Genomic DNA, 12343 nt, shown 5'->3' on the forward strand with positions numbered 1-12343 from the left:
CTCAACCCCCGCGCAAAAACTTGGGGAAAAACTCCCTGCTCGCTCGGCCGTCGGCCGAGCGAGCAGTACTCGACGGAGTCCGGTTCCGCTCCGCCGCCCGCACAGCACCGCTCCGCGGACCGCCCCGCGACTGCCTCGCGACCGCTCAGCGACTGCCCCGCCGCCGCTACGGCACTGCTCCGCCCTGCTCCGCGACTGCACTCCGCTCACTCCGTGTAGTCGGGCCGTTGCTCGTACTCGATGGGGTCGACGACGCCCGCGCGCTGGAACGCCTGCAACCGGTAGGCACAGGCGTCACAGGTCCCGCAGGCCGGCGCCTCCGAACGGTAACAGCTCCACGTGTCCTCGTAGGGAACGTCGAGTTCGAGGCCGCGCTCGGCGATGTCGGTCTTCGTGGCGTCGACGAACGGCGCCTCGATACTGATGTCGGCGGCGGGGCTGGTCCCGCGGTCGACGACGTCCTGAAACGCCCGGAAGAACGCCGGCCGACAGTCGGGATAGCCCGAGTAGTCCTCGCTGTGAGCGCCGATGAACACCGCCGTACAGCCGTTTGCCTCGGCGTAGGAGACGGCCATCGACAGGAGGTTCGCGTTCCGGAACGGGACGTATGAGTCCGGGACGCCGTCGCTGTCTCGCGGCTCATCGCCGCTCGACTGTTCCGTGGCGGTGCCCGCCACGCTCTCCATATCGGCGTCGTCGACAGCCTCGGCGTCGGTGGTGAGGCTGGACGCACCGATATCGGCGAGGTGGCTGGTCTCGACGACCAGCAGGTCCGCGGCGTCGACGTGGCGGGCAAGCGCCTCTGCACAGGTCCGCTCGCGGTCGGCGGTGTGCTGGCCGTAGGTAGTGTGGAGCAGGTACAACTGGTCGTAGCCGCGTGCCAGCGCCTCGTAGGCCGCGGTCGCGCTGTCCATTCCGCCGGAGGCCAGCACGACCGCGCGGTCCTCGTGCGGGTCGGGCACGGGCGAGTCGTCGGTGTCAGTGGTCATATTTGGGGTGCGTCGTTCCAGAGCGTCACGTGCAGTCGCGGGGTGTAGCGGTAGCCGTACTCCGCCGCCAACTCGGCGACGCGGCCGCGCGTCTCGGCGAGTCGCTCGCGGGTCGTCCCCTCGGGCATCAGGAGGACGTCGCTGTCGGGCAGGGGCGCGTCGGCGGCCTCGCGGACGGCCTCGACGACGGACTCGATTTCGGCCATATCCTCGCGGCCGGTGACGACGAACTTCAGTTGTGTGTCGTGGGCCTCGACGTACCGCGCGAGGACGTCGATGTCGAGGCGGCGCTGGTCGTGACGGTCGGCCCACGCGTCGTCGACCGGGTTGCCGTCCGGGCGCTCGGTGTCGGCGGTCGGCGTGCTGGAGGCCAGTTTCGGGCTGGCGCTCACGAGGTCGACGGGCGCCTCCCGAGAGATGGTCCCGTTGGTCTCGACGGTAGTGTGGTAGCCGGCGTCGGCCAGCCGCTCCAGCAGGGTCACGCTCTCCTCGTGGAGCAGGGGTTCCCCGCCCGTGAGGACGACGTGATCGGCGTCGTACTGTTCGACCGCCGCGACGATTTCGTCGACGCCCATCCACGCGTGGTCGGGGTCCCAAGAGGTGTTGTACGAGTCACAGAACCAACACCGGAGGTTACAGCCGCTGGTGCGGACGAACACCGAGGGCGTCCCGGCGAGTTTGCCCTCGCCCTGCAGGGAGTGGAACAGTTCGTTGATCGGCAGGGCCTCGCCCTCGGGAGCGCTGTCCGGTCGCTCGACGTCAGTTGAGACGGGCATCTACGGTCTGGCGCACAGTTCGCCGGTCTCGGCGACGCTGACGGCCACGTCGCTGACCGTGTCCGGTAGCCGGTCGGACAGCCGTGATTCCAGCAGCGACGCCATCACCTCGGCCGTCGGCGGGCGTTCGAGGACGACGACGGCGTCGCCGTCACCGCTTGCCTCGAACGCCTCGACGAGGGGGTCACCGGCCTCAAGCAGGAAGCGATGGTCCCACTCGTCGATCACTGCGGTAATATCGCCTTTGTCGACGACCCACCCCGCCTCGGTCAGCGGTCCGGTGACCGCGACGCTGATCTCGTAGTTGTGGCCGTGCGGGCGGGAACACTTCCCGTCGTGGTGTTGGAGGCGGTGTCCCGCCGAGATACGGATCGGCCGGTCGCCGCCGACGACCAGCGTCCGTTCGTCGGACGCGGCCGCCCGATCGCCGGCAGCCTGTGTCGATAATCCTTCGGGCATATCTAGATACTATCGGTGTACAGCGGTGCCCGGTATAAAACTACCCCGGTGTGGGTTATCGCTCGCGGACGGAATCGACGACCGAGAGGTCGCCGTCGACGGTGAGGGTGAGCGTCTCGTCGTCGGCACGAAAGGTGAACTCGGCCTCGAAGGGGTCCTCGGCGAGGATACGCTCCTCGTAGTTCATCTGGAGTTCGTTGACCGCCCGGACGGAGTCAGGGTCGACCGGGTTGTGGCCGTGGTCGGTCAGGAAGTCGAGTAGGTCGGTGTTCGACAGGAGCGCGAGGACGCCGGCGCCGCCGCTCGAGAAGATGCAGTTGGTACACTGGAAGCCGACGCTGACGGCGTAGTAGCCGCCACAGGCCGAGCAGGACTCGCCGGTCGCGCCGTGGTCCGTACAGACGTGGCGCTTGGTCTCGATAGTGGCCGAACAGCGCGGACAGAGGCCGCTGGCCATCGACAGTATCTCGAGGTTCGTCCGGGTCCAGGCGGCCTGTGCGGCCGCGTCGGCCGAGCGGTCCCGGAGCCCCGCCGGCGGGAGCAACAGCGTCCCGAGATACCCCTCAGCGCTCCCGCGGTTGCGGCGGTGGTTGTGGTCGTACCGGCCGTCGCACTCGGTGCAGTAGAGGTTGATGCCGCCGTCGTTCCACGTCGCTTCGACGGGGCTGCCACAGATGTCACACTGCTCGTCGATGGGAGTCCGGTCGACGGCCACGTCGTCGGTCACGGCCCCCGAGAGGATGGCCTCGACGATGCGCCGGCCGGCCCGGTCGAGTTCGTACCCCTCCTCGGTCTTGCGGACGAAGTGACCGACGAGTTTGTCCAAGTGGTAGTTGAACTGCCCGGAGTCGCGCATCTCCATCTCGTCGTACAGCGCCGAAAAGGACAGCGGGTCGTCCTCGTCCCCGAGGACCCGGAGAATCCTGACCCGCGTCTCGTTGCCGAGGGCGGCGAACGCCTCGTCCGGCGAGAGCGGGTCCTCGCTGGCGGCGTCGTCTGCCATACCCGGTGTACTCATCGGAGGGTCCTAAGAACTGCGGCGGTCGGCGCTACCCAGCGGCGACCCGGTAGCGTCCTCCGTCGTGTCCGCCGTGGGCGTCGTCTCGCCGGCGTGACCGCTCCGGCGACGTGCCACCCGGCGACCGCCGAGGACCGCCACGACACCGGCACTAACGACCACCCCGATGGCGGGGTAACTCAGCGCGACCACCGCCGTCAGTACCGCGAGGGGGACGCCGGCCGCGAGCGCGAGCGCCTGTCCGAAACTGTACTGTGCTGTCGACCTGTACCGCGTCGTTCGACCGCTCATACCAGTACAGACGGCCCCTACGGGGATAAGTATAATCTGAAATACATTTCTGTAGGTTCAGTTTCCGAAACGGATTTCTGTACGTCCACATACACTTTCCGCCGTCGACACGCAAGCCTTATGTACAACTCTGTACGTTAGTGGACGGTAATGGAACACAGTGATGAGATCGCACCAGCCGTGCGGTCGATACTCGACGCCGCCCACGAGCGAGGCGGTGGGGGCGAGCGTGTGTCCGTCGACGCGCGGTCGCTGCCGGCGGCGTTCGACCGCGCCGCGGCCGACGGCCGCGTCCCGGTAGTCGCGGAGGTCAAACCGACGAGTCCGACGACCGACGGCGAACGAACCGACGACCCGGTCGAACTCGCCGAAGAGATGGTCGCCGGCGGGGCGGCCGCCCTCTCGGTGCTGACCGAGCCGGACCACTTCGGCGGGTCGGCCGAGACCCTGCGCCGGGTCCGGGCGGCCGTCGACGTGCCCGTCCTCCGGAAGGACTTCGTCCTGCACGAGGCCCAACTGGACGTCGTCGAAGCCGACGTGATCCTACTGATCGCCCGCTTCCTGCAGGAGGAGGGGACGGACGACCTCGAGGACCTGATCGCGGCGGCCCGCGACCGCGGTTTTCAGGTGCTGGTCGAGACCCACACCGCCGACGAGGTGGCGACGGCCGTCGAGGCCGGCGCGGACATCGTCGGCGTGAACAACCGCGACCTCGCCGAGCTAGAGGTCGACCTCGGGACCTTCGAGGCCGTCGCGCCCGAGGTACCGGGAGGCGTCACGCTCATTGCCGAAAGCGGCGTAACGACTCCAGAGGACGTGGCACGGATGCGAGCGGCCGGGGCCGACGCGCTCCTGATCGGGTCGGCGATCATGGACGGTCCCGTCCGGGCGAACACCGAGCGACTGACGACACCCAACTCATGAGTACGGACGACATCGACGCGACGGACACGAGTGGTACAGACGACCTCGACGGCACGTTCGGCCGGTACGGCGGCCAGTACGTCCCCGAGGTGCTGATGCCCGCCATCGACGAACTGGAGGACGCCTACCGGCGGTACGTCCTGCACAACGAGGACAGCTTTATGGACGAGTTCCGCCGCCGCCTCGCGGACTTCGGCGGCCGTCCCATCCCGCTCCAGCGAGCGGACCGCCTCAGCGACCGCTACGACACCGAGGTCTACCTCAAGCGCGAGGACCTGCTCCACGGCGGCGCGCACAAACTCAACAACGCGCTGGGACAGGTCCTGCTGGCGAAGTATATGGGCAAAGACCGCATCATCGCCGAGACGGGCGCGGGCCAGCACGGTACGGCCACCGCGATGGCCGCCGCCCACCTCGACATGCCCTGCGAGATTTACATGGGCGAGACCGACATCGCCCGTCAGCGACCCAACGTCTTCCGGATGCGCATCAACGGCGCCGAGGTCACCCCCGTCACCGTCGGCCGCGGGACGCTGAAAGAGGCCATCTCAGAGACGATGCGCGACTGGGCGACCAACGTCTCCGACACCCACTACGTCATCGGATCCGTCGTCGGCCCCCACCCGTTCCCGCGGATGGTCCGTGACTTCCAGTCGGTCATCTCCGAGGAGGCCCGCGAGCAGATCAAGGAGAAGGCGGGTCGCCTTCCGGATTCGGTCGTCGCCTGTGCCGGCGGCGGGTCGAACACGATGGGGACGTTCCACCACTTCGTCGACGACGAAGCTGTCGACCTCGTCGCCGTCGAAGCGGGCGGGTCCTCCCTCTCGGTGGACGAGGACCGTGGAGTCGCCCCGAACTCGGCGTCGCTCTCGACCGGAAACGAGGGGGTTCTCCACGGCGCGCGCACCAAACTCCTGCAGGACGGCGACGGCCAGATTATGGAGTCTCACTCCGTCTCCGCGGGGCTTGACTACTCCGGCGTCGGCCCGGAACTGGCCCACCTCGTCGACACCGGCCGGGTCACGCCAGTCAACGTCGACGACGACGCCGCGCTAGAGGCGTTCCACCGCCTCTCACAGGACGAGGGGATCATCCCCGCGCTGGAGACGGCCCACGCCTTCGGCTATCTGGAGGAGAACCCCGACGCGGTGGGCGACCTCACCGTCGTCAACGTCTCCGGGCGCGGCGACAAGGACCTCGAAACTGTCATCGAGGAGACCGCCAAACGTGATCTGGACATCGCGCCCGATATGAGCGTCTTCGAGCAGGTCGGTGCCGGCGGGATGATGGATATGGGCGGCGACCACGCGGGCGGCGACGGTAGCGGCGGCGACCACGCGGGAGGCCACGAATGAGCCTCGACGGCGTCTTCGCGGCCGACGACCCGGCGTTCATCCCGTATCTCGCCGCGGGCGACCCCTCCTACGAGGCCTCACAGCGGTACGTCGAGGCCCTCGTCGAGGGCGGCGCGGACGTCATCGAACTCGGCCTGCCGTTCTCCGAACCCATCGCCGAGGGGACGACCATCCAGAACGCCGTCGTGCGCGCCCTCGAGTCGGGGATGACCCCCGAGCGCTACTTCGAGTTCGTCGCTGACCTCGACGTCGAGGTGCCCATCGTCTGCATGACCTACTACAATCTGGTCTTCCAGTATGGAGGCGAACACGGTCCTCGGCCGTTCGTCGAACGCGCCGCCGAGGTTGGCATCGACGGGTTCGTCGTCGTCGACCTGCCGGCCGAGGAGGCCGACCCACTCCGTGAGGCCTGCGACGAGTTCGGCCTCGATCTGGTGTTCATCGTCGCGCCGACGACGACCGACGACCGCCTCGAAGCGATGCGCGAACGCGTCTCGGGCTACGTCTACGTGCAGGCCCGGACGGGCGTCACCGGGGCGCGCGAGGACGTCAGCGACCAGACCGCCGCGACGCTCGCCCGCATCGGCGACTGGGACGTGCCCAAGGCCGTCGGGTTCGGTATCTCGGATGGCGACCACGCCGAGCGCATCGTCTCGGCGGGCGCAGACGGGATCATCGTCGGGTCGGCGCTGATCGACATCATTGCTGAAGGAACTTCAGCAGGCAGTCAGACGCAGTCTGACGGCGTCGCCGAGGGCGACTCCGTCGCGGAGACCGCACAGCGCCTGACGGCGAAGGCCCGCGAGCTCAAGGATGGTGCGATCCGGGGACTGCAGGATCGACCGCAACCGGAACAATGATACCGCGCACTTGCCACAGCATCACATACTAATGAGCGCAGGGAAATCGGCGCGGCTGTCGCGCATCGGGACAGCGGGGCGGCACCTGATCGTCCCGATGGACCACGGCATCACAATGGGGGCCGTCAAGGGCCTCAAGGACATCGAGTCGACCATCGACGGCATCACCGCGGCCGGGGCAGACGCCGTCCTCACCCAGAAGGGACTGGCCGACCGCGTCCACCCGAACAAGAACGGCGCGGGCTACATCGTCCACCTCAACGGGTCGACGACCATCGGCCCCGACGAGGAGGACAAACGCCTCACCGGCACCGTCGAGGACGCCATCCGGGCCGGGGCGGACGCCGTCTCCTTTCACATCAACGTCGGATCGGACCACGAACCCGACCAGATCACGCAACTCGGGGAGCTGACGACCGAGGCCGGCCGGTTCAACGTCCCGGTGCTGGCGATGGCCTACGCCCGCGGGCCGGGCGTCGACGGCACCGATCCCGAGTCGCTGGGCCACGCGGTCCGCCTCGCCGAGGAACTCGGCGCGGACGTGATCAAGACCTCCTACAGCGGCGACGCCGACAGCTTCGCCCACGTCGTCGAGTCCACTGCCAAGCCGGTCGTCATCGCCGGCGGGTCGAAAGGCACCGACGAGCAGACCCTCGATATGGTCCGTGGCGCGATGGACGCCGGGGCCGCCGGCGTCTCGATGGGCCGCTCTATCTTCCAGCACGACGACCCCGGGAAGATCACCGAGGCCGTCGCCGCTGTCGTCCACGACGACGCCTCGGCGCTCGACGCGATGGAGCAAGCCGGCATCGCCGTCGAGGCCTGACCGACGCTCACTCCGCTTCTCTCGCCGCCGCCAGCCACCCCGGCGGGTCGACCGGCCGGTCATCGAAGGTGTCGTAGCGGTACTGTACCCGGACCGCTCGGCCGTCGGTGACGGTCCTGAGCGTGAGTCGCCGGATAGCCCCGTCCGGCGTCACCGCCATCGCGCCCGTCGCGTTGTCGAGCGTGTCGGCCACGTCGGTCAGGCGGAAGACGACGGCGTCGCTGTCGCCGACGGTGGTTCGCTCGCTGGGGACCCACTGGCCCACGCCGAGCGCGTTGTACACCTCGTAGGCGGCCGTCTGCGTACGGTACTCGCCGACCGTCGTCTCGGTGATCCGGTCGAAGTACGACCCGTTCTCGTCGGTGATCCGCGCGAAGCGGTCGCGCTCGCTGTAGTAGGCGTCGATGGTCTGGTTCGGGTAGACGCCGTTCGAGCGCTGACGCTGTGAGAAGTTGATCCGCGCCGGGTCGGCCTCGAAGTCGACGGTCGTCTGCGTCCGACTGAGGAGAGCTTCCCCGCCGTCGACGCGCCGGACCGTCCGGTTGATCGTGATCCGGCCGTCGGTCCGGTTGGTGCTGGCCGTGTGAGCGTCGACGAGGGCCGACCGGTTGTCGATGCCAGCGGCCGTCGCGCCGGGCGGGAGCGGGCCGTCGAACGACGCCCCGAACGACGGCGAGGGGACCGGTGCCGGCGTCGCCGTGGGTACGTCGCTCGTACAGCCGGCGAGGCCGGCCAGCACCACGACAACGACGGTCAAAAGGGTGGTCCGGTCCATCGTCGGGCGTTGGGACCGGGCGGCAAAAGGCCCACCGACCGTCGAATCCGCCACGTTCAAGCGCCCCCACCGCGACCCTGTGCACATGACACGCACCGTCTGGCTCAAAGCCGACAGCGAGGTCGGCGACTGGGAGGCGCGCAAGCGACGGATCACGGCGGGACTGGAGGCCGGCGTCGACTGGGTGCTGGTCGACGAACGCGACGTCGACCGGGTCCGGGAACTGGGCGCGGTGAACGTCGCCGCGTTCACCGGAGGGGACGTCCACGTGATGGACGCCGAGGCCGAGGCCGTCAGCCCCGACGCCGCCATCGTCGGCAAGGACGGCGAGGGCGACGGGACGGTCGACCTCCCCGCTGACTTCTCCGGGTCGGCCGACCTCTCCGCGCTCCGGGCCGACGACGGCCCCGACGGCGGCTACGTCCGCATCTTCGATCAGGACTACGAGGCCTTCGCCGAGGCCGTCGCGGCCGACAGCGACTACACCATCGTCATCGGCGAAGACTGGCAGATCATTCCCCTAGAGAACCTCATCGCCCGCGTCGGGGAGGAAACCGACCTGATCACCGGCGTCCAGACCGCCGAGGACGCCCGGACGGCCTACGAGACGCTCGAAATCGGTGCCGACGGCGTCCTGCTGGACACCGACGACCCCGACGAGATTCGCAAGACCGTCGAGGTCCGGGACGAGGCCGACCGGGAGTCCCTCGAACTGGAGTACGCCACCGTCACGGCCGTCGAACAGACCGGTTCGGCCGACCGGGTCTGTATCGACACGGGGAGCCTGCTGGAACACGACGAGGGGATGCTCGTCGGGTCGATGGCCCGCGGGCTCTTTTTCGTCCACGCCGAGACGGCCGAGTCGCCTTACGTCGCCAGCCGACCGTTCCGGGTCAACGCCGGCGCCGTCCACGCCTACGTCCGGACGCCCGACGGCGGGACGAAGTACCTCTCGGAACTCCAGAGCGGCGACGAAGTGCAGGTCGTCGACAGCGAGGGCCACACCCGCGAGGCCATCGTCGGCCGCGCGAAAATAGAGAAGCGCCCGATGTTTCGGGTGCAGGCCGAAACCGAGGACGGCGACCGCATCGAGACCCTTCTCCAGAACGCCGAGACGATCAAGGTCCGGACCCGCGAGGGCCGGACAGCCGTCACCGACCTCGAACCCGGCGACGAGATACTGCTGTACTACGAGGACACCGCCCGGCACTTCGGCGAGGCCGTCGAGGAGTCAATCATCGAGAAGTGAACAGCCCGCCGTCCTCCGGCGGTTCGTCAAGCGGTTCGGCACACCACTGACAGAAATCGAGATCAGCGTCGCCCAGCGACTCCCCGCAGTGGGGACAGCGCGTCGCCGACTGTCGGCCGCGCGTCGACCGACCCCGACTCCGGGAGCGGCGGTGGACCCCGCGCTCGGCCTGTCGGTAGGCGTCGACCGTACTCAACCCGACGACGCCCACCGTCAACAGCGGGAGGTACAGCGGGATGGCACGGGCCGCCTCCAGCACGGTGTCGACGTTGAAGCGCCCGTTCAGCGCCGTCTCCGGCGAGAACAGCGCGATGGGGAGCTGTGAGACGACGAATATCAGCCCCAGCCACGCCAGTCCGCGCCGCCACGCCCGGAGGTAGAGATGTCCAAGCCCGGGGTAGGTCAGCGCCAGCACCGCGGCCTTCCACGGTTGTTTCTCGGCGTCGCTCACGATACCTACACTACCGGCTGGACGGACTTAAACTGTCTCCGCGTCGCCCGACAGCGAGTCGACGAGGCCCCGCAGAGTCGCCAAATCGTACTGGCCCGGGGCCGTCGCCGACGCGGGGTCGACGGGCGCGTACCCTATCTTCGACCCGTACAGCGGCGCGACCGCCCGGGAGTGTCTGCCCGGTTCGCCCATCGCCATCGTCGCCACGGTGTCGCCGGCGGCCGTCGCCGCCCGCGTCGCTACCAGCAGGTCGAGCACGTCGTCCCGGCGTTGGGCCGTCACCGCGAGTTTCCCCACGTCGCCGTGCTCGCAGGCCCGCGAGAGCGTCTCCTGTAGCTCCCCCATCCCCGGGGTCGCCTCGAAGTCGTGGGTCGAGACGACGACCGAGACACCCAACTCGCGGGCGTGGTCGACGACCCGCGCCCCGTCACCGTCCTCGATGGCCGCCAGTTCCACGTCGACGACCGCGACGGCCCCGCGCTCTACGGCGCGTTCGAGGGCGTCTAGCCGCGCTCGGTCGTCCTCGGCCTCTCCGCCCTCCCACGCGGCGCGGTTTGTCACCAAAAGTGGGAGGTCGCCGTCGTAGTTCGCCAGCGCCGCCAGTGGCTCCTCGGCCAAGTCCATCCGGAACTCCACGATGTCGGCGTGCTCGCGGGCGTCTGGCTCCTCGGCGAGGTCGGCCGTCGACGCGGCGAGTCTGAACGTATCGAACTCCATACGCCGGGTACTCCGGCGCGGCGCAAAACACCTCCGACCCCTCACTCCGTGTAGGGGACGTGGGTCGCCCGGTAGCCCGCGTCGGTCCCCGCGACCGAATCGAGGACGTACAGCCGCAGTTGGCGCTCCTGTTTGGTCCGGACGGGGGTGTCGTAGTGGACGGCCTCGTAGTCCAACTGGCCGTCGTAGTCGGCGACCCACGCGCGGTGGGCGGCCAGTCGCTCGCCGGCGCGCCGCCGGGAGCGCGCGGGCGCGTCGGCCAGTCGCTGCTCGAAGGCCGCCCGGAGGTCGGCGTCGAGTTCGTAGCCGACCGACCCCCGGCCCTCGAACATCGCCGCGAGCGTCGTCGTCCCCGTCCCCCAGAAGGGGTCTAACACCGTGTCGCCCTGCACCGAGAACATCCGGATCAGTCGGGTCGGGATGGCGAGCGGAAACGCGCCCGAGCGCTCGCGGGCCCCGGCCTCGACGTCCTGCGGGTGGCCGGTCACTTCCCACAGATCGGAGAACCACTCGTTGCGCTCCTCCCAGAAGTAGGCGCTCTCGTAGCGGCGGCGCGCCCCGGGTTCGAACTCCCGGCGCGGACCGTTGCGAAAGAGCAGGATGGACTCGTGTTCCAGCGTGGGGTAGGCGTTGGGCGGGACCATCCCCGAGCCCATGAACTTCGCCGCGCTGTTTGCGGGTTTGCGCCAGAGGATATCGGGGAGCGGATCGAACCCCCGGTCGCGGAACCGGCGCGTTATCTCGGCGGTGTTGGGATACTGGCGAAAGCGCTCCAGCGTCCGGGTCGCGTCGCCGACGTTGATGGCCGCGATGCCGCCCGGCCGGAGGACCCGGGCCACCGCCGCCCACACCGAGTCGAGGACGTCGTGCATCGCCGCGAACGCCCGGTCGCCGTCCCCGGCGTCGAGAGCGTCGCCGATATCGGGGTCGAGCGCGGCGAAGACGTCGTCCCACATCTCGATCATCGGGTACGGGGGCGAGGTGACAACGAGGTCGACGCTGTCCTCGGGGAGGTCCATCTCCCGAGCGTCGGCCGTCTCGATGCGGTGTGTCGTCTCCATATCAGTCACCTCCGGCGGGCCCGGCGGTCCCGTCGTCCGACCGCGACGAGCGCAGTGAGTCGCGGCCGTTTTTCCCCACGTTTTTGCAGACGGGGGGTCCCGCAGGCGAGCGCCGCGAGCCGAGGAACCCCCCGTCTGTAAAAAGTGGGTCGACACTGTCCTCGGGGAGGTCTATCTCCCGGGCGTCCGCCGTCTCGATGCGGTGTGTCGTCTCCACGTCAGCGGCGAGGAGTGGACGGTTTAGGTGCGTTGCGGTCTCAGTGGCGCCCGCCGAGGACCGCGCGTGACCAACGGGGCCGGGCAACGGCGGTCAGAACTCGGGGTCGGTCCCGTACAGGCGGACGGTGACGACGGTGCCGCGGGGGTCGTTGTCGGCGACGGAGAGGTCGCCGCCGACGCGGGTCACCGCCCAGTTGATCGACCACAGCCCCATCCCGAGGCCGTGTTCGAGTTGGGTCTCGGTGCCGCTGTCGAGGACCGCCCGTTCCCGGTCGGGGATGCCGGGCCCGTCGTCGGCGACGGTTAAACTCCGCGGTCGTCCTCGAGCCACCCGACGGTGACGGTGGACGCCCGACCCGGCGTGTTCGACGGC

At 69.1% G+C, this 12343-nt stretch carries 16 protein-coding genes; 5 read left to right on the top strand and 11 right to left on the bottom strand.

The genetic code is table 11. From position 1 onward, the window contains the following. Positions 1-206 precede the first annotated feature (206 nt). From queC to GJ629_RS09995, 5 genes are read right to left on the bottom strand one after another with little or no spacing between them, the layout of a single operon-like run. Positions 207-989, bottom strand: a complete 783-nt coding sequence (gene queC / locus GJ629_RS09975; RefSeq protein ID WP_157512829.1) for a 7-cyano-7-deazaguanine synthase QueC — start codon at positions 987-989, stop codon at positions 207-209. Then, positions 986-1765: a 7-carboxy-7-deazaguanine synthase QueE gene (locus GJ629_RS09980; RefSeq protein WP_157512830.1), complete on the bottom strand. Its 780-nt coding sequence runs from the start codon at positions 1763-1765 to the stop codon at positions 986-988. The genes queC and GJ629_RS09980 overlap by 4 nt, the downstream gene beginning before the upstream one ends. Beyond that, positions 1766-2224 carry a 6-pyruvoyl tetrahydropterin synthase family protein gene (locus tag GJ629_RS09985; protein ID WP_157512831.1) on the bottom strand — a complete coding sequence of 153 codons (459 nt, stop codon included), beginning with the start codon at positions 2222-2224 and terminating at the stop codon, positions 1766-1768. Positions 2225-2279: 55 nt separating this feature from the next. Next, on the bottom strand, positions 2280-3227 hold the full coding sequence (locus tag GJ629_RS09990) for a helix-turn-helix domain-containing protein (protein WP_197428539.1): 948 nt from the start codon (positions 3225-3227) through the stop codon (positions 2280-2282). A gap of 24 nt (positions 3228-3251) precedes the next feature. Beyond that, positions 3252-3533: a hypothetical protein gene (locus GJ629_RS09995; protein ID WP_157512833.1), complete on the bottom strand. Its 282-nt coding sequence runs from the start codon at positions 3531-3533 to the stop codon at positions 3252-3254. Positions 3534-3683: 150 nt separating this feature from the next. Between GJ629_RS09995 and trpC the strand changes: the two genes are divergently transcribed. Genes trpC through GJ629_RS10015 form a run of 4 tightly spaced genes read left to right on the top strand, consistent with a single transcriptional unit; the run spans position 3684 to position 7498 of the window. Continuing rightward, the gene (gene trpC / locus GJ629_RS10000; protein ID WP_157512834.1) at positions 3684-4457 is read left to right on the top strand and encodes an indole-3-glycerol phosphate synthase; all 774 of its coding nucleotides are present in this window, start codon (positions 3684-3686) and stop codon (positions 4455-4457) included. Beyond that, positions 4454-5812 (top strand): tryptophan synthase subunit beta, encoded by a 1359-nt coding sequence (gene trpB, locus GJ629_RS10005; RefSeq protein WP_157512835.1) that lies wholly within the window; start codon positions 4454-4456, stop codon positions 5810-5812. Before trpC ends, trpB begins: the two co-directional genes overlap by 4 nt. Beyond that, on the top strand, positions 5809-6672 hold the full coding sequence (gene trpA, locus GJ629_RS10010) for a tryptophan synthase subunit alpha (RefSeq protein ID WP_157512836.1): 864 nt from the start codon (positions 5809-5811) through the stop codon (positions 6670-6672). Before trpB ends, trpA begins: the two co-directional genes overlap by 4 nt. Positions 6673-6703: 31 nt before the next feature. Next, positions 6704-7498 (top strand): 2-amino-3,7-dideoxy-D-threo-hept-6-ulosonate synthase, encoded by a 795-nt coding sequence (locus tag GJ629_RS10015; protein ID WP_157512837.1) that lies wholly within the window; start codon positions 6704-6706, stop codon positions 7496-7498. A gap of 7 nt (positions 7499-7505) precedes the next feature. Here GJ629_RS10015 and GJ629_RS10020 read toward each other — a convergent pair whose 3' ends face one another. Then, complete coding sequence (locus tag GJ629_RS10020; RefSeq protein ID WP_157512838.1) at positions 7506-8273, bottom strand: hypothetical protein; 768 nt, start codon at positions 8271-8273, stop codon at positions 7506-7508. Between the two features lie 85 nt (positions 8274-8358). Here GJ629_RS10020 and GJ629_RS10025 point away from each other — a divergent pair, with 85 nt between their 5' ends. Then, positions 8359-9522: a 3-dehydroquinate synthase II gene (locus GJ629_RS10025; protein WP_157512839.1), complete on the top strand. Its 1164-nt coding sequence runs from the start codon at positions 8359-8361 to the stop codon at positions 9520-9522. Here GJ629_RS10025 and GJ629_RS10030 read toward each other — a convergent pair. From GJ629_RS10030 to GJ629_RS10050, 5 genes are all read right to left on the bottom strand, one after another. Next, on the bottom strand, positions 9509-9973 hold the full coding sequence (locus GJ629_RS10030) for a zinc ribbon domain-containing protein (protein WP_370515857.1): 465 nt from the start codon (positions 9971-9973) through the stop codon (positions 9509-9511). The genes GJ629_RS10025 and GJ629_RS10030 overlap by 14 nt on opposite strands. Before the next feature lie 27 nt (positions 9974-10000). After that, positions 10001-10690, bottom strand: a complete 690-nt coding sequence (locus GJ629_RS10035) for a type I 3-dehydroquinate dehydratase (protein WP_157512841.1) — start codon at positions 10688-10690, stop codon at positions 10001-10003. A gap of 41 nt (positions 10691-10731) precedes the next feature. Further along, positions 10732-11751 carry a site-specific DNA-methyltransferase gene (locus GJ629_RS10040; protein WP_157512843.1) on the bottom strand — a complete coding sequence of 340 codons (1020 nt, stop codon included), beginning with the start codon at positions 11749-11751 and terminating at the stop codon, positions 10732-10734. A gap of 1 nt (position 11752) precedes the next feature. After that, on the bottom strand, positions 11753-11968 hold the full coding sequence (locus GJ629_RS10045; protein WP_157512844.1) for a hypothetical protein: 216 nt from the start codon (positions 11966-11968) through the stop codon (positions 11753-11755). 93 nt (positions 11969-12061) lie between these two features. Next, positions 12062-12343: ATP-binding protein (locus GJ629_RS10050; RefSeq protein WP_197428540.1), on the bottom strand; the 282-nt coding region annotated here is incomplete at its 5' end.

Source organism: Halapricum sp. CBA1109, assembly GCF_009741825.1.
GTDB lineage: Archaea > Halobacteriota > Halobacteria > Halobacteriales > Haloarculaceae > Halapricum.